We start from the raw sequence: 17,639 nt of genomic DNA on the forward strand, positions 1-17,639 counted from the left end.
CCCTGTCTGGCAAAGGGGAAGGAATCTGCCAGACACCAACCTCCCAACCAGACACACCGTAATTAAGCAGCGACACACCACTAGTGCCCCGACAGGCAACGTTTGCCCGTCAAGGAGCGGCGTCGTGGGGGAGCGTGCTCTCGGCGTGCCGGCCGGAAGCCCTCGTACTGGACGTACTTGGGCTTTCGGCCGGTGCGGCGAGAGGGCGTGCCGGGCGTCGCGACGGGGCGAACGTTGCCTGCCGGGGCACTAGGCCTTGGTGAGGAGCTTGTCGGCCGCCGGAGTGCCGCACTTCACATTGCGCAGCCAGAGCCGGCCGTCCGGAGTTCCGTTCTTCAGGAGCTGCGGATAGAAGACGTGGATGTCGGTGGCTCCCTTGCTGGGCGAGAAGAACACCTTCTGACCGTCCTGCTCGTCCTTGTACGTGGCCTTGAGGTAGCCGCTCACGTCGGTGCGCTTCTCGGACCACATGAAGACACCGACGTGGTCGGGCTTCACCACGTCATCGATGCTGTAGGAGAACCCGGTCTTCTTGTCGTCGCGCTTGATGTTGAATTCGGTCGTGGAGAACTTGATGCCGACCTCGAAGACCGAGTTGGCGAGTTTTGAGTCCCCACCGGCGGTGAAGCCCGATTCCGTCTGAACGATTCTGGTCACCGATCCGCTCACGGTGAAGCCCGTCTCCTTCGGCTGGTCCCTTCCGCAGTTGTCCGTGACCTCGGAGACCACCTTGTTGGAGCCGAGGCTGTTCTTTCTGTGCTGGACGGGAACGAACTCGCAGTTCTCCAGTTTGTCCGAGTCGGCGCGGCAGTCGGCGGCCACGTCGTCGGGGGTGGCGGCGCCCGCGCTGTTCACCAGCGGGACGGCCACCGTGAGCGCGGCGACGGGGGCCAGGGCGAGCGTGATGCGCTTCTTCTTGCTGCGGTGGGTTCCCCTGCGGGACGTGCGTGCCATGGTGCGTCTTCTCCTTGTGGGCAGCGGGCGAGGGAGGCTCAGCAGTCGGCCGTGTCGGAGCCGCGGATGCCGGCCGGCCGCCCGGGCGCGCCTGCGGCACCGTCCAGGACGACGGGTCCCTCGACGACCTCGGGCGCCTCGTAGATCTCCTCCCGCTGAGCGGGAATGACGGTGCTCTGCTCACGGGCGTCGATCTTCACCCGCCAGATGCCGGTCATGCGCTGCATCTTCGGCACGAAGGTCATGTAGAGCACCTTGCCGACCGGGACCTTGTCCTTGTCCGTCAGAGTGGTGCCGGCCGCCTTCACGGTCAGGTCCAGCGTCCCTTGGTGATGCACCCAGGAGGCGTTGAGGGCGCCGAAGATCCCCGCCGCGAAGCCCTGTTGCGTCGAGGTGTACTTGCCCCGGCCCTGAGCGACCTCGATCGCCCCCTGGAGCGAGACCGGCGTCGGTTCGGTGGAGTTCGGCTCGCAGTTCGCGTAGTCGATGCTGGTCTTCTCCTTGGGCCCGTTGAAGAACTCCATGGGCTTGGTCTGGATGAACTCGCACGAGTCGGCCAAGAAGCCGGTGCCGAAGCTGTTCCTCAGGTACTGCCGCTCACCGTTGATGAACCGGGACCTCTCGCACATCCGCATGATCTGTTCCGGCGTCTTCTTCTTCGGCTCCGCCGCCTTGACGGCCGCCTCGGCCGACGGCACCATCGCGATGATCAGGCCGCCCGCGGCGAGCGCCGCTCCAGTCGTACTGAATTTGATCTTTGTGTTCCTCAGGGCCCTGTTGCCCACGTCCTGCTCCGTCCCTGGGCTTTTCTTTGCCTCTGGGGCCAGGATTATTGGGCGGGTGCACAGCTGACCGACAGGGTTAAATGTCCCTACTCGCGGGTCACTTGGAGTGTCCTTTTTCACTTTGCGCCAGCAGAGCCACAGCTGTCACAGGCTCGGGCTTCTGACCTGATGGACCGTCAGATACGATGCCGCCCTCCACCCCGCGAAGGAGGTCCGCATGGGCAAGCTCGACGGACGGGTCGTCATCGTCACCGGCGCCGCGCGCGGCCAGGGCGAGCAGGAGGCCCGCCTGTTCCGGGAGGAGGGGGCCCGGGTGGTGATCACCGACGTCCTCGACGACCAGGGCGAGCGGCTCGCCAAGGAGATCGGCGCCCGGTACGTCCACCTCGACGTGCGCAGCGAGGCCGGCTGGCAGGCCGCCGTCGCCGCCGCCAAAGACGCCTACGGCCACCTCGACGGGCTGGTCAACAACGCCGGCATCCTGCGCTTCCACCACCTCGTCGACACGCCCCTCGACGAGTTCATGGAGGTCGTACGGGTCAACCAGGCCGGCTGCTTCCTCGGCATCCGGACCGCCGCGGCCGAGATGGCCGACGGTGGCACGATCGTCAACACGGCCTCGTACACCGGCGTGACCGGGATGGCGGCCGTGGGCGCCTACGCCGCGACCAAGCACGCCATCGTCGGCCTCACCCGGGTCGCCGCGCTGGAGCTGGCCCGCCGTGGCATCCGGGTCAACGCGATGTGCCCCGGCGCCATCGACACCGCGATGTCCAACCCCGCGCTGCTGGACCCGGGCGCCGATCCCGAGGAGGCCTCCCTGGGCATGGACCGGCTGTACCGCAAGCTCGTTCCGCTGGGCCGGGCCGGGCGGCCGGAGGAGGTGGCGCGGCTGGCGCTGTTCCTGTCCTGCGCGGACTCGTCGTACATCACCGGGCAGCCGTTCGTGATCGACGGGGGGTGGCTGGCGGGGGTCAGCGTGATCTGACGGTACGTCAGCTATTGACGCTCCAAGGGGCCGGTGGAACAGTCGCCGTACGAATCTGACGACCTGTCAGATACTGGATCTGTGGGGACGGTGAACCTCCTTGGAATTCGGGATCTTCGTACAGGGATACGTGGGCAAACGCGCCGAGACCGACCCGCTCGCCGAGCACAGGGCGCTGATGGAGGAGACCGAGTACGTCATCCAGGCGGACCGGTCCGGCTTCAAGTACGCCTGGGCGTCCGAGCACCACTTCCTGGAGGAGTACTCGCACCTCTCCGCCAACGACGTGTTCCTGGGCTACCTGGCACACGCGACCGAGCGGATCCATCTCGGCTCGGGGATCTTCAATCCGCTCGCGCAGGTCAACCATCCGGTGAAGGTCGCCGAGAAGGTGGCGATGCTGGACCATCTGACGGGTAACCGCTTCGAGTTCGGGTCCGGTCGCGGGGCGGGCTCGCACGAGATCCTCGGCTTCCTCCCTGGTGTGACCGACATGAACTACACCAAGGAGATCTGGGAGGAGACCATCGCCGAGTTCCCCAAGATGTGGCTCCAGGACGAGTACGCCGGCTTCCATGGCAAGCACTGGTCGTTGCCGCCGCGGAAGGTACTGCCGAAGCCGTACGGGAAGTCGCATCCGGCGATGTGGTACGCGGCCGGGTCGCCGCCGTCGTATGCGATGGCGGCGAAGAAGGGGCTGGGGGTGCTGGGCTTCAGTGTGCAGAAGGTCTCCGACATGGAGTGGGTGCTGGAGCAGTACAAGACGGCGGTGGTCGATGCCGATCCGATCGGGGACTTCGTCAACGACAACGTGATGGTGACGACGACCGCGATCTGTGCGCCTACGCATGACGAGGCGGTGCGGATCGCGGTGAACGGGGGGCTGCACTATCTGCCCTCTCTGGTGTTCCGGTATCACGACACGTTTCCTCGGCCAGAGGGGTTTCCGGTGTGGCCGGAGACGTTGCCGGAGTACACGGAGGAACTCGTCGAGCTGATGATTCAGGACGAGTTGTTGATCTGCGGGGATCCGGACGAGGTGCTTCGGCAGTGCAAGCGGTGGGAGCAGGCCGGGGCGGATCAGCTGAGTTTCGGGTTGCCGGTGGGGGTGCCGAAGGAGGAGACGTTGCAGACGATTCGGCTGATCGGGGAGCACGTCATTCCGAAGATCGATACGGATCCGGTGCATCGGACAACGCGGTTCCGGAGGGGTGTCTGAGGTTCGTTGGCGGGTGCGGGTTCGTTGTGGCTGGTCGCGCCCACGCGGCGGAGCCGCATATCGATACAGCCCCGCGCCCCTAGGGAGATCGTCTCACCGCACAACAGGAGGTGAACCCCATGCTCGATCACGTCATCAAGGGGGCGACCGTCGTCGACGGGACCGGTGCGCCCGCGTACATCGCCGACGTCGGTATACGGGGCGGTCGTATCGCCGCCGTCGGTGAGATCTCCGAGGAGGCCCGGACCACCGAGGACGCCTCCGGCCTTGTCCTCACCCCCGGATTCGTCGACCCCCATACCCACTACGACGCCCAGCTCTTCTGGGACCCGTACGCCACGCCCTCCCTCAATCACGGTGTCACCACCGTCGCCGCCGGGAACTGTGGGTTCACGCTCGCGCCGTTGCACCCCGACCGGCCCGGCGACGCCGACTACACCCGCCGCATGATGTCCAAGGTCGAGGGCATGTCGCTGGTCGCGCTGGAGGAGGGGGCGCCCTGGAGCTGGCACACGTTCGGGGAGTATCTGGACGCCCTCGAAGGCCGGATCGCCGTCAACGCGGGGTTCATGGTGGGGCACTGTGCGCTGCGGCGGTATGTGATGGGGCCGGACGCGGTGGGCGGGCAGCCCAGTGCGGAGCAACTGGCCGAGATCGTAGGGCTGTTGCATGACGCCATGGACGCCGGTGCCTGGGGCTTCTCCACCACGCAGTCGAGCAGTCACTCCGACGGGGACGGGAAGCCGGTGGCCTCCCGGCATGCGCAGCCGGACGAGTTGCTGGCGCTGTCGCGGGCGGTGGGGCAGCACGAAGGTACGCAGATCGAGGCGATCGTCGCCGGCTGTCTGGATCAGTTCAGCGATGCCGAGATCGATCTGTTCGTGGACATGAGCGCGGCGGCGGGACGGCCCCTGAACTGGAACGTCCTGACGATCGACGCGGCGGTCCCGGAGCGGGTGCCGAGGCAGTTGCTGGCGAGTGAGCAGGCCCGGAAGGCGGGCGGTCGGGTGGTGGCGCTGACGATGCCCATCCTCACGCCCATGAACATGTCGCTGGGGACCTTCTGCGCGCTGAACCTGATCCCCGGGTGGGGGCCGGTGCTCGGGCTGCCCGTGCCGGAGCGGATCGAGCGGTTGCGGGATCCGGCGGTGCAGGCCGAGTTGCTGCGGCACGCCGGTGCCAAGGAGGCGGGGGTCTTCCGGCGGCTGACGAACTTCGGGCGGTATGTCATCGGGGACACATACAGCGCGGCGAACGAAGGGCTGACCGGCCGGGTCGTGGAGGACATCGCGGCCGAGCGGGGGCAGGATCCCTTCGCGTGTCTGGTGGAGATCTGTGCGGCGGACGATCTCCGTACGGTTCTGTGGCCGATGCCGACCGACAACGACCCGGCTTCCTGGGCCATGCGGGCGGAGGCCTGGCAGCACGAGGACGTGCTGCTGGGCGGCTCGGACGCGGGGGCGCACCTGGACCGCATGTGCGGGGCGCCGTACACGACGCGGTTCCTCGGGGACTGTCTGCGCGGGCGGAAGCTGGCCGGTCTGGAGCAGGCCGTGAAGATGCTGACCGGCGATCCGGCGCGGCTGTTCGGGCTGCGTGAGCGCGGGCAGCTGCGGGAGGGCTGGCATGCCGACCTGGTCCTCTTCGACCCGGAACGCATCGACGCCGGCAAGGCAACCCTGGTGCACGACCTGCCGGGTGACAGCCCGCGGCTGGACTCGAAGGCGATCGGGGTACGGGCCGTCTGGGTCAACGGGGTCGAGGCCATCCGGGACGACGTGGTGACCGGCGCGGTGCCGGGGCAGGTGCTGCGGTCGGGGCGGGACACGGCGACGGTGAGCACCCGGTGATGTCCGTGGGGAACGAGGGGCAGCGGTTGTTCGTCGGCGGCTCGTGGGTGGAGCCGGACGGCGGTCACTACCCGGTCGTGGACCCCGCGACCGAGGCGACCGTCGGTTGGGCGCCGGAGGCCTCGCGGGATCAGGTGCACGCGGCCTGTGCCGCGGCCCGCGAGGCCTTCGGTCCGTGGTCGCGTACGGCGCCGGAGGAGCGGGCGGCCGTGCTCGGGAGGGCCGCGGAGATCATCGGCGGGCGCCTTGAGCCGTATGCCGAGTTGGCGCGGGCGGAGACGGGCGCGACGACGGTGACGGCGCGGCGGATGCAGGTCGGGGTGGCCGCGGCCCGGTTCCGGCGGTACGCGCGCGTGGAGCCCGCCGAGTGGGCCATTCCGCCGCAGATCAACGAGGCGGGGCCGATGGGGAAGGCCGGTGTGATGGGTGCGCTGGCCGTGCGGCAGCCGGTCGGGGTCGTCACCTGCGTCACGTCGTACAACAACCCGTGGGCCAACCCGGCCGGGAAGATCGCCCCGGCCCTGGCGATGGGCAACACGGTGGTGGTGAAACCGGCGCCGCAGGACCCGCTGTCCGTGTACCGGATGGCGGAGGCGCTGCGGGAGGCGGGAGCGCCGCCTGGTGTGGTGAACGTGGTCAGCGGTGCGCGCGCCGAGGTCGGCGAGGCGGCCGTCGGCTCCGGTGACGTCGACATGGTGAGCTTCACCGGCTCCACGGCGGTCGGGCAGCGCATCGCCGAGGTGTGCGGGCGGGACATGAAACGCCAGTTGATGGAGCTGGGCGGGAAGGGCGCGGCGGTCGTCCTCGACGACGCGGACCTCGGGTCGGCGGTGGCGGGGATCGGTACGACGTTCTCCTTCTACAGCGGGCAGATCTGCACGGCGCCGACGCGGGTGCTGGCGCAGCGGGGCGTGTACGGCAGGCTCGTGGAGCAACTGGCGGCGTACGCGGGACGGTTGAAGGTCGGGGACCCACGCGAGCCCGACACCGTGGTCGGGCCCGTCATTTCGGCGGCGCACCGGGAGCGGGTGGAGTCGTACGTGGAGGCGGGGCGCAAGGACGGAGCCGTGGTGGTCGCGGGCGGTGAACGGCCGTCGTTCGAGAAGGGTTTCTACGTCGCCCCGACCCTCCTCGCCGACTGCGCCAGCGACATGCGGGTGGCCCGGGAGGAGATCTTCGGGCCCGTGGTCGTCGTCATCCCCTTCGACGAGGAGGACGAAGGGGTCGAGCTGGCCAACGACAGCGACTACGGCCTGATCGACTACGTGTGGTCGGGGGACGTGGCCCGCGCCTTCCGGGTGGCGCGGCAGCTGCGGGCGGGCGGTGTGGGCGTGAACACCGTCGGGCGCAACATGGAGGCCCCGTTCGGCGGCTTCAAGAAGAGCGGGGTCGGCCGGGACGTCGGCTCCTACGCCCTGCACGCCTACAGTGAGGTACAGGCGATCGTCTGGCCGGGGTGACGCAGGTCACATTCGACGGTGTCATACGGGACGGGCTCCCCGGTCGTGTGCCGTGCGCAAGGTGCACACGACCAACGGGGAGAAACACATGAAGGTACGGACCCTTGCCGGGGCAACGGCCGCCCTGGCGCTCGCCGCGTCGGCGAGCGTCGCCGTGGGCGGGACCGCCACGGCCGCCGATTCGGGGGCGCAGGCGCAGTACACGGTCTGGGCGACGGACGTGAACGTCCGTGACAACCCGAACGACGTCGCCGTCTGTGACAACAACCCATCGCCCGCCAACTGCCCCCGCGTCGTCGGGCAGTTGCAGCCGAACCAGCCCTTCGAGGCGGTCTGCCAGAACCAGGGGCAGGTCGTCGGCGGCAACGAGTGGTGGGTGCTCGCCGAGCGCGGCGACATGCTCGGCTGGATCGCGAGCTACTACGTCGACCACGCGGCGAACAAGCTGCCGGACGTGCCCGAATGCGGAATGTGAGAGAGACCGGCGTGCGGCGTGGAAGGCCGGATGCCCGGCCCGTTGTCCAGTGCGGCCGTCGTCTCCGGGGGCACGTCCATCCAGGGGTGCGGGCCGGGGCCTGGTCCCGGACGCTGGTCGAGACGGAGGCCACGTCGCCCTTGATCAACGGTTGAAGATCACAATATGCGGCCGGAGCACGCGCTACGTCAATCGTCGACGCGCCCCAGAAAGACCGGGTTCGTGAACGCCGCCAGCGCTCCCGGCAGCGGCCCCGCCGCCGTCTCGTGCCGCAGCTCCGCCCGGACGTAGGCCGCGTACGAGGGCGTCGTACGCCACTCCACGACCCCCGACCCGGCCACCGGCAGCGGGGCGCTGGTGAACAGCACGCCCTGGTCGGTGACGAACCGGACCGCGCAGCGCGGCGCGCCCGACACCTCCAGGCGGACGGTCACCGGCCTGTCCCCGTCCACCTCCAGCCGCTCGCTGATGCCCGCCTGGACGCCGCGCCCGCCGGACGCCGTGAAGGACAGCACGACCTGCTTCGACTCGGCGACGTACGAGCGGCCGGCCCGGATGCCCTCCTGAACGGCCTCGCGGGTCAGGTCGTCGGCGAGGACGACCGTCTGTGGGTGGCCGACCGGGTCCGGGGCGCGGTGGGCGTCGCTGCTGCCCATCGCCGGGATCCAGTCCCGGCCGCCGCGCACCGCCGCCACCAGCATGCCGTCCCAGTCGGCCAGGGCCACCTCGTCGTCCGGGGTCCACGGGCCGTTCCACACCTCGACCGCGTCCGCCTCGCCGAAGCCGAACTTCCAGTTGCAGCCGATGCAGGTGGCGTGCGGGTGGGCGGGCACGACGAGCCCCCCGGCCTGCCGGATCCGGCGGGCGAACCGGCCGAAACGGTTGTCGCGGGCCCGGTAGCGCCAGTCCACGAAGGTGCCGGGCTCGGTGCCGAGGGCCACCACGTGGCCGTTGCGGGTGGTGACCTCCTCGCCCAGCATGACCAGCAGGTCGTCCCCGGCCGCGTCCGCCCAGTGGGCGTGCGCGGAGTGCGTGTTGTGCTCCGAGCTGTTGATGAAGTCCAGGCCCGCCGCCCGCGCCAGCGCCGCGATCCGAGCCGGGGTGCGGCGGCCGTCGGAGTACCAGGAGTGCAGATGGCAGTCGCCGCGGTACCAGGCGCGGCCCCGGCCCTTGGCACGAGACGGCGGGTATACGGGCTCGGGAGTGTCGCCCGGCTCGCCGTACGTCAGCCTGATCGTGAGCTCGTACGACAGCCCCTGCGGGGCCACCGTGTACGGGCCGAGGGCGATGTGCCAGGTGCCCTCGCGGACGTGACCCGGAATGTAGCCCGGCGTGGCGTCGTCCGCGCGGATGAAGAACTCGGTGCGCGCCCCGCCCGACCAGCCCCGGAAGCCCCGGCCGCCCAGGTCGGTGCCGCGCTCGTCGAAGATGCCGATGTCCAGGGCGTTGCCCGGAGTGCCGGCCGGGACGGCCGGCTTGTCGTAGGTGTAGGCGACCTTGATCTCCCGTACGCCCGAGGGGATCTCGACGGGGACGTACACGAAATCGGGGGAGCCGGGCGGCAGGGTGCCCCGTACCGTCCTGGTCTCGGCGTCCCGGGCGTCGTCGGCGCCGCTTGCGAAGGTCACGCTTCCAACGTAAGCGCGGCGGCGGCTGTCGGTATGGCACGTGCACGATATTCCGGCTGGTCGGTTTCGACATATACGGGTTGGCCCGGTAAAGAAGGGGCATGCGCATCGCCGTCACGATCTTCCTCACCGACGAGACGATCACCCCGACCCGGCTCGCCCGTGAGCTGGAGCAGCGCGGTTTCGCCGGGCTGTACCTGCCCGAGCACACGCACATCCCCGTGGAGCGGACCAGCCCGTACCCGGCGGGCGGCGACCTGCCGCGCGAGTACGGCCGGACCCTGGATCCCTTCGTCGCCCTCGGCCAGGCCGCCGCCGTCACCGAGCGGCTCGGGCTCGGTACCGGCATCACGCTGGTCGCCCAGCATGACCCGATCGACCTCGCCAAGCAGATCGCGACCGTCGACCACCTCTCCGGCGGGCGCCTCACGCTCGGCGTCGGCTTCGGCTGGAACGCCGAGGAGGCCGCCGACCACGCCGTCGACTGGCGGAAGCGGCGTGCGCTGGTCCGGGACCGGATGGCGCTGATGCGGGCGCTGTGGGCGGCCGAACCGACCGCGTACGAGGGGGAGTTCGGCAGCGTGCGGGCCAGCCATGCGCACCCCAAGCCGGTACGCGGGCGGCCGCGCACGCTGGTCGGCGGCGCGGCGGGCCCGAAACTCTTCACCCACATCTGCGAGTACGCCGACGGGTGGCTGCCGATCGGCGGGCGCGGCCTGTCCGAGACCCTGCCGGCGCTGCGCACAGCCTGGTCCGACGCGGGCCGCGACCCGTCCACCCTCCAGGTCGTCCCGTACGCCGTCCGCCCCACCCCCGGCAAGCTCGCCCACTACGCCGAGCTGGGCATCGAGGAGGTGGTGGCGCGATTGCCGCCGGCGGGGGAGACCGAAATTCTGCGGGTGCTGGACGAGTACGGGGCGTTTGTGTCGTAGATCTGCGGACGCGTGGTCGGTACTTCTCGTCTGCCTGGTCTGGGTCGGTGGTCGGCTGCGGGTGTGCTGTGGCTGGTCGCGCCCGCGCGGCGGAGCCGGATATCGATACAGCCCCGCGCCCCTTGGGCGCGCCCCCGGCGTTGATCAGCCCGATCGTATGCTCGAAGGATGACGACTTCCGCGACCTCCGGAACCGGCCCTACCGAGAACTCCATGCGTCGCGCCCTCAAACGCGCCCGGGACGGCGTCGCGCTCGACGTCTCCGAGGCTGCCGTGCTGCTCCAGGCCCGTGGTGAGCAGCTCGACGACCTCGTCGCATCCGCCGGCCGGGTGCGGGACTCGGGGCTCGACGCGGCGGGCCGGTCCGGCGTCATCACCTACTCGAAGAGCGTCTTCATCCCCCTCACCCGGCTGTGCCGGGACAAGTGCCACTACTGCACCTTCGTCACCGTGCCCGGAAAGCTGCGCCGCGCCGGGCACGGAATGTTCATGTCGCCGGACGAGGTGCTCGACATCGCCCGTCGCGGTGCCGCGCTGGGTTGCAAGGAAGCCCTCATCACCCTCGGCGACAAGCCCGAGGAGCGGTGGCCGGAGGCGCGCGAGTGGCTCGACGCGCACGGGTACGACGACACGATCGCGTACGTCCGGGCCATCTCCATCCGCATCCTGGAGGAGACGGGGCTGCTGCCCCACCTGAACCCCGGCGTCATGAGCTGGACCGACTTCCAGCGGCTGAAGCCCGTGGCGCCGTCCATGGGCATGATGCTGGAGACGACGGCCACCCGGCTGTGGTCGGAGCCCGGCGGCCCGCACCACGGCTCGCCGGACAAGGAACCCGCCGTGCGGCTGCGGGTGCTGGAGGACGCCGGGCGCTCGTCGGTGCCCTTCACCTCCGGCCTCCTGATCGGCATCGGCGAGACGTACGAGGAGCGCGCCGAGTCGCTGTTCGCGCTGCGGAAGGTCGCGCGGGCCTACCACGGCATCCAGGAACTCATCATCCAGAACTTCCGCGCCAAACCGGACACCGCGATGCGCGGCATGCCCGACGCGGAACTGGACGAACTGGTCGCGACGGTGGCGGTGGCGCGGCACATCATGGGGCCCGCCGCCTGCCTCCAGGCCCCGCCGAACCTCGTCGACGCCGAGTACGAGCGCCTGATCCGCGCCGGCATCGACGACTGGGGCGGGGTGTCGCCGCTGACGATCGACCACGTCAACCCCGAACGCCCCTGGCCGCAGATCGAGGAACTGACCGAGAAGTCCCGCGCGGCAGGCTTCGAACTGCGCGAACGTCTGTGCGTGTACCCGGAGTTCGTCCGGCGCGGCGAGCCCTGGCTCGACCCGCGGCTGCGCCCGCACGTGGCGGCGCTGGCCGACCCGGAGACCGGCCTGGCCCGCCCGGACGCCGTCGTCGAGGGGCACCCGTGGCAGGAGCCGGAGGAGGCGTTCGCCGCGTCCGGCCGTACGGATCTGCACGCGTCCATCGACACCGAGGGCCGTTCGGCCGACCGCCGCGACGACTTCGACGAGGTGTACGGCGACTGGGGCGCCCTGCGCGAGGCCGCGGCCCCCGGCATGGCACCCGAGCGCATCGACGGGGACGTACGCGAGGCCCTGCGCACGGCGGCCGACGACCCGACGCGGCTGACGGACGAGGAGGCCCTCGCCCTGCTGCACGCGGACGGGCCGGCGCTGGACGCGCTGTGCCGGGTCGCGGACGACGTGCGCAGGTCGGCGGTGGGGGACGACGTGACGTACATCGTCACGCGGAACATCAACTTCACCAACGTCTGCTACACGGGCTGCCGCTTCTGTGCGTTCGCGCAGCGCCGTACGGACGCCGACGCGTACACGCTGTCCCTGGACCAGGTCGCCGACCGCGCCCAGCAGGCCTGGGACGTGGGTGCCGTCGAGGTCTGCATGCAGGGCGGCATCCATCCCGACCTGCCGGGCACGGCGTACTTCGACATCGCGCGGGCGGTCAAGGCCCGCGTCCCCGGTATGCATGTGCACGCCTTCTCGCCGATGGAGGTGGTGAACGGCGCGACGCGGACCGGCCTTTCGATCCGCGAGTGGCTGACGGCCGCGAAGGAAGCGGGCCTCGACACGATCCCCGGCACGGCGGCCGAGATCCTCGACGACGAGGTCCGCTGGATCCTGACCAAGGGCAAGCTGCCGACGGCGACCTGGATCGAGGTCGTGACAACCGCGCACGAGCTGGGCATCCGGTCGAGCTCGACGATGATGTACGGCCACGTCGACCAGCCGCGGCACTGGCTGGGCCACCTGCGCACCCTGGCCGGGATCCAGCAACGGACGGGCGGCTTCACGGAGTTCGTGACGCTGCCGTTCATCCACACCAACGCGCCCGTGTACCTGGCGGGGATCGCCCGCCCCGGCCCCTCGACGCGGGACAACAGGGCCGTGACGGCGATGGCCCGCCTGCTGCTGCACCCCTGGATCCCCAACATCCAGACCAGCTGGGTGAAGCTGGGCACGGAGGGCGCGGCTCAGATGCTGCGCTCCGGCGCCAACGACGTCGGCGGCACGCTGATGGAGGAGACGATCTCGCGGATGGCGGGCTCCTCGTACGGCTCGTACAAGTCGGTGAAGGACCTGATCGCCGTGGCCGAGGCGGCGGGACGTCCGGCGAAGCCGCGGACCACGGTGTACGGCGAGGTGCCGGAGGAGCGGCAGCGGGCGGCGGAGGCCTCCGACGGGCATCTGCCGGAACTGCTTCCCGTACTGGACTGACGGCTGGGAGCGGCTGCTGGCCAAGTGGCAGGCCGCCGTTGCGACACCTCTACGCCCAGTACGATGAACCGACCCCTGGTGGAGGGGTTTCGTAGCGGAGGAGATGCGTTCCCGTGCCTGCCCGAATTCCCTCCTGGGCCTGGGTGACCGGACTGACCGTGGGGGCGATCGCGGCCGTGGCCGTGCTGGCCGTACATGCGGACCAGGGGCCGCACCCGACCGCCACGGCGAACCGGCCGAGCACCCCTGCACACGCGGGCGCCTCTCCCACGCCGACGGCCTCGGCCCCGGCGCGGGTGCCGGACGGCTCCGGCACCGGCCGCCGGATCGTCTACTCCCTCGGCCAGAAGCGGGTCTGGCTGGTCGACGCGAGCGACGTGGCCCGCCGCACGTTCGCCGTGTGGCCGGGCACGGTCACCCCGGACCCCGGCACGTACACGATCGGCAGCCGCACCGAGGCCACGACCGGCACCGACGGCGTACAGGTGGAGCACATCGTCTACTTCGCCTTCCAGGACGGCGTCTCGGTCGCCTTCTCCAACGCCGTGGACGGCTCCGCGCCCCCGCCGCCCGCCGAGGGCACGGAGACGGGCGGCATCCGCATGCGCAAGGCGGACGGGGCGGCGGTGTGGACGTTCGGCACGAAGGGGACGACGGTCGTGGTGGTCAAGTAGCGCCGGTCTGCGTGCCGTACCGGAACGGCAGATGATTGACGACCAGCACGAGCCCGCTGAACAGCACCACCCGCGTCGCCGCGTCCAGCCCGTTCCAGTCCTCCGACTGCCACATCGAGAACCACTCCCCGCCGATCGCGATGAACCCGGCGCCGAACAGCAGCAGAACCATGAGCAGCCCGTACGTCGAGACCTGCCGGGCCTGCGGGTAGTCCCGCCGCGCCCACAGCCAGGTCCCGTAGACCAGCACGAGCGCGGCAACGGACTCCCACACGATGATCGCGACGTAGGCCGCGTCCTGGAGGCCTCTGCTCGTGATCGCCCGCCACATCAGATCCTCGTCCTTGAACGTCGTGTCCATGGCCAGCACATGGCGCACGAACTGCTGGTTGGTCCCGAAGTCCGTGATGTTCCCGAAGGCGACGAGGGCGATGTAGAGGGCGACGCCGGCGGTGAGGAGCGTGGCGGTGAGGGGGAGGGCACGGGCGGAGGTGGTGTTTGTGGTGGCCATGCCGATCATTCTTCCCCGTGCGGCCCGTGGCTCAATGCCAACCACCGCAAACTCCACGGCACTTGGCGGCCGAGGCCGGTCACACTCTCCCGTCGCGGTGCGTCAGTGAGGTGACGAGGCCACCCGCCCCACCCGGGGCGACCGGCCACGACCCAGGGAGCAGGACGGCACGATGCTGAAGAACATCATGTAGGTGACGCTGTACGTCACCGATCAGGACCGCGCGCTGAGGTTCTACACGGAACATGGACCGGTGATCCGGTCGGTCCCGACGCCAAGGACCACCTGCGACGACTGCGACCGCGCATTCCGGGCACCAGAGCCGGCCCGTTGCCGGGACTGTCGCACGGCAGCGGCGTAGATGAACCCGCCGCCTGACTGCTCGTGTTCGGCCACGATTCCGTTGAGGTGGCAGACGAAATGGGAGCTGGTATGGCTGAAACCGGCCAACAACACCCCGCCCCGCCCACATCCCACATACCGATCCACCCCCTGAACCGACCGTCCCCGTTCGATTACAGTGCTGGACGGTCGTACGTATGGACGGTGCCCTGGGGAGGTCTAGGTGGGTGCGACAGCCGGCGCCGTCTGGGGCCGTAGTGAGCAGCAGGACTTCCGTAGCCGGGTGCGCGGGACCTTGCTCGGGGCGGCCGTGGGCGATGCGCTGGGCACGCCGGTGGACGGGCTCGACATCGACGGGATCCGGGAGGCGTACGGCGCCGAGGGCGTCGCCGATCTGTCGCCTGCGTACGGGCGGCGTGGGGCCGTCACCCATCTCACGCAGCTCACCCTGTTCTCCGTGGACGGGCTCGTAAGGGCTCAGGTGCGGCGGGACACCGGGGCCTGGCATCCGCCGACCGATCTGCACCGGGCGTATCTGCGGTGGGCAGCCACCCAGCGGGACTGGGGGCCCGATGAGCGCCGTAAGGATGACGGGTGGCTGGCGAGAGAGGAGTGGCTCTACGCGCGGCGGGATCCGACGCGTGCGCTGCTCATCGGGTTCGGGGACGAGAACATGGGGACGCTGGAGTCGCCCAAGAATCCCGGTGAGGCCGGGCCCGAGGCGGCCGCTCGTTCCGGGCCATTCGGGCTGCTCGTGGGGTGGGAAGCGCAGCTTGTCGTGCAGCTCGCCGTGGAGTGTGCCGCGCAGACGCACGGGCATCCGACCGCTTATCTGTCGGCGGGCGCGTACGCCGCGATCGTGCATGGGCTGGCCTGCGGGGAGAGCCTCGACGGGGCCGTACAGCGGGCGCTGGCCTTGTTGGCCCCGAGGGTCGGTCACCAGCCCGTGTCGGGCGCCCTTCAGCACGCGCTGGGCGCCGTACGGCAGGGCATGCCCACGCCCGCACGGGTCGCCGAGCTCGCCGGGGACGGTACGGCGGAGGGGCTGCTTGCCGCCGCCGTCTACTGCGCCCTCGTCGGTGAGGACGTACGGCACGGGCTGCGGCTCGCCGTCAACCAGGATGGCCCCTCGGCTGCCACGAGCGCGCTCACCGGTGGTCTGCTCGGTGCCCTGCACGGCGAGACGGCCCTCCCGCCGGCCTGGCTGGCCGAGCTGGAGGGCCGTCCCACCATCCTGGAACTCGCCGACGACTTCGCCATGGAGATGACTCAGGGGCCTGCCCTGCACGGGCCGGCGGGGTCCTCTCCCGCCTGGCTCGCCCGCTACCCACGCGGCTGAGCCCGCTATTCCTTCCGTCCCAGCGCCACCGCGTCGTCCACCGGCCCCGCCGGCGACGGCACCGCGGCCGCCGCCGAGTCGTCGTCCGTGTTGATCTTCTCGATGATCGCCATTCGGTCCGGTGTGTCCTCCGGCCTCAGGTAGCCGACGAGGATGTACAGGATCAGCGACACCGCCAGCGGGATCGACACCTGGTACTCGAGCGGCACGCCGCCGTCGAGGCTCCAGTGGATCGGGTAGTTCACCAGCCAGAAGGCCAGCAGACCCATCGACCAGCTGGTCAGTGCCGCCGTGGGGCCGGAGCGGCGGAACGGCCGTAGCAGGCCGAGCATCATCGGGATGGCCATCGGCCCCATCAGACCGGCCACCCACTTGATCACGACCGTGATGATGTCCTTGAAGGTGGGCGAGTTGACCTGGGTCGCCGCCGCCATCGACAGGCCGAGGAAGACGACCGTCGCGATGCGTGCCACCCGCAGGCCCTGGCCCTGGTTCCACGTCCGCGCCCTGGCCCAGATCACCGGCGCGCAGTCCCGGGTGAACACGGCCGCGATGGCGTTGGCGTCCGAGGAGCACATGGCCATGGTGTGCGAGAAGAAGCCGACGATGACCAGGCCCAACAGGCCGTGGGGCAGGAGTTGTTCGGTCATCAGGGCGTAGGAGTCGGAGCCGTCCGCCTTCTGGGACTCGACCAGCAGCGGGGACATCCACATGGGGAAGAACAGGACCAGCGGCCAGACCAGCCACAGGATCGCCGACAGCCGCGCCGAGCGCTCGGCCTCGTACGCGTTGGACGTGGCCATGTAGCGCTGGGCCTGGTTGAGCATGCCGCCGTTGTACTCGAAGAGTTTGATGAAGAGGAAGGCCAGGAGGAAGATCGTGCCGTACGGGCCCACCAACGGCTTCTCGTGGCCCTGGAGTTCCGGGTTGTCCCAGACGCCGAAGAAGCCGCCGTGGTCGTCGAGCCGTACCGCCACGGCGATGAACATCGCGACGCCGGCCAGCAACTGGATGACGAACTGGCCGAGTTCGGTCAGCGCGTCGGCCCACAGGCCGCCGATGGTGCAGTAGATCGCCGTGATGGTGCCGGTGATGAGGATGCCCTGGTTCAGGGAGATCCCGGTGAACACCGACAGCAGCGTGGCGATCGCGGCCCACTTCGCGCCCACGTCCACGATCTTCAGCAGCATGCCGGACCAGGCCAGCGCCTGCTGCGTCTTCAGGTCGTACCGGTTCTTCAAGTACTCCAGCGGGGAGGCGACATGGAGCCGTGAGCGGAGCCGGTTGATGCGGGGCGCGAACAGTTTCGACCCGATGGCGATGCCGAGGGCGATGGGGAAGGACCAGGTGACGAAGGATGTAACGCCGTAGGTGTAGGCGATGCCCGCGTAGCCCGTGAACATCACAGCGCTGTAGCCCGACATGTGGTGCGAGATGCCGGAGAGCCACCAGGGCATCTTGCCGCCGGCTGTGAAGAAGTCGCTGACATTGTCCACGCGCTTGTGCGACCAGACACCGATTGCGACCATCACGGCGAAGTAGCCGATGAGCACGGCCCAGTCGAGACCGTTCATGTGCCCCCTTCCAGAGTCCATCGCCAGGGTCAGGCATGTGAACTCTGGTTTCGGTGGCATGGCCACGGCAAGCGCAGGGAGGGTCAAGAGACGGCAAAAATGTTCTGCGGCCTGACTTGCGTTCAGGTTTATGAACCCCCGGAGTGGCTGGAAA

Annotated in this window: 13 protein-coding genes and 1 pseudogene; 9 read left to right on the forward strand and 5 right to left on the reverse strand. The window is 69.8% G+C overall.

Annotated features, from left to right (window positions below; translation table 11 throughout):
- Positions 1-249 precede the first annotated feature (249 nt).
- Positions 250-954, reverse strand: a complete 705-nt coding sequence (locus H8R17_RS22655; protein WP_187825045.1) for a hypothetical protein — start codon at positions 952-954, stop codon at positions 250-252.
- A 38-nt stretch (positions 955-992) separates the two neighbouring features.
- Positions 993-1,739: a hypothetical protein gene (locus tag H8R17_RS22660; protein WP_187825046.1), complete on the reverse strand. Its 747-nt coding sequence runs from the start codon at positions 1,737-1,739 to the stop codon at positions 993-995.
- Between the two features lie 217 nt (positions 1,740-1,956).
- Between H8R17_RS22660 and H8R17_RS22665 the strand changes: the two genes are divergently transcribed.
- From H8R17_RS22665 to H8R17_RS22685, 5 genes are all read left to right on the forward strand, one after another.
- A complete protein-coding gene (locus H8R17_RS22665; RefSeq protein WP_187825047.1) occupies positions 1,957-2,727 on the forward strand; it encodes an SDR family NAD(P)-dependent oxidoreductase in 771 nt (256 codons plus the stop codon).
- Between the two features lie 100 nt (positions 2,728-2,827).
- Entirely contained in the window at positions 2,828-3,946 is a 1,119-nt protein-coding gene (locus tag H8R17_RS22670) for an LLM class flavin-dependent oxidoreductase (RefSeq protein WP_187825048.1), read from the forward strand.
- 119 nt (positions 3,947-4,065) lie between these two features.
- Complete coding sequence (locus tag H8R17_RS22675) at positions 4,066-5,796, forward strand: amidohydrolase family protein (RefSeq protein WP_187825049.1); 1,731 nt, start codon at positions 4,066-4,068, stop codon at positions 5,794-5,796.
- Positions 5,796-7,256: an aldehyde dehydrogenase family protein gene (locus H8R17_RS22680; RefSeq protein WP_187825050.1), complete on the forward strand. Its 1,461-nt coding sequence runs from the start codon at positions 5,796-5,798 to the stop codon at positions 7,254-7,256. The genes H8R17_RS22675 and H8R17_RS22680 overlap by 1 nt, the downstream gene beginning before the upstream one ends.
- Positions 7,257-7,344: 88 nt before the next feature.
- Positions 7,345-7,731 (forward strand): hypothetical protein, encoded by a 387-nt coding sequence (locus tag H8R17_RS22685; RefSeq protein WP_187825051.1) that lies wholly within the window; start codon positions 7,345-7,347, stop codon positions 7,729-7,731.
- Positions 7,732-7,919: 188 nt separating this feature from the next.
- Here H8R17_RS22685 and H8R17_RS22690 read toward each other — a convergent pair.
- A pseudogene (locus tag H8R17_RS22690) lies at positions 7,920-9,394 on the reverse strand (CehA/McbA family metallohydrolase).
- Positions 9,395-9,460: 66 nt separating this feature from the next.
- Between H8R17_RS22690 and H8R17_RS22695 the strand changes: the two are divergent.
- The 3 genes from H8R17_RS22695 (at position 9,461) to H8R17_RS22705 (ending at position 13,719) form a co-directional block, all read left to right on the forward strand.
- Entirely contained in the window at positions 9,461-10,291 is an 831-nt protein-coding gene (locus H8R17_RS22695) for an LLM class F420-dependent oxidoreductase (protein WP_187825052.1), read from the forward strand.
- 168 nt (positions 10,292-10,459) lie between these two features.
- Positions 10,460-13,045, forward strand: a complete 2,586-nt coding sequence (locus H8R17_RS22700; RefSeq protein WP_187825053.1) for a bifunctional FO biosynthesis protein CofGH — start codon at positions 10,460-10,462, stop codon at positions 13,043-13,045.
- A 113-nt stretch (positions 13,046-13,158) separates the two neighbouring features.
- Positions 13,159-13,719: a hypothetical protein gene (locus tag H8R17_RS22705; RefSeq protein ID WP_187825054.1), complete on the forward strand. Its 561-nt coding sequence runs from the start codon at positions 13,159-13,161 to the stop codon at positions 13,717-13,719.
- Here H8R17_RS22705 and H8R17_RS22710 read toward each other — a convergent pair.
- A complete protein-coding gene (locus tag H8R17_RS22710; protein ID WP_187825055.1) occupies positions 13,712-14,230 on the reverse strand; it encodes a DUF2165 domain-containing protein in 519 nt (172 codons plus the stop codon). The two genes, H8R17_RS22705 and H8R17_RS22710, sit on opposite strands and share 8 nt — an antisense overlap.
- Before the next feature lie 565 nt (positions 14,231-14,795).
- Between H8R17_RS22710 and H8R17_RS22715 the strand changes: the two genes are divergently transcribed.
- Positions 14,796-15,911, forward strand: a complete 1,116-nt coding sequence (locus H8R17_RS22715; protein WP_187825056.1) for an ADP-ribosylglycohydrolase family protein — start codon at positions 14,796-14,798, stop codon at positions 15,909-15,911.
- 5 nt (positions 15,912-15,916) lie between these two features.
- Here the strand turns inward: H8R17_RS22715 and H8R17_RS22720 are convergent, their stop codons facing one another.
- Positions 15,917-17,485, reverse strand: a complete 1,569-nt coding sequence (locus tag H8R17_RS22720; protein WP_187825057.1) for a sodium:solute symporter family protein — start codon at positions 17,483-17,485, stop codon at positions 15,917-15,919.
- Between the last annotated feature and the right edge of the window lie 154 nt (positions 17,486-17,639).

This window comes from Streptomyces sp. TRM68367, assembly GCF_014495685.1.
In the GTDB taxonomy this organism is placed as follows: domain Bacteria; phylum Actinomycetota; class Actinomycetes; order Streptomycetales; family Streptomycetaceae; genus Streptomyces.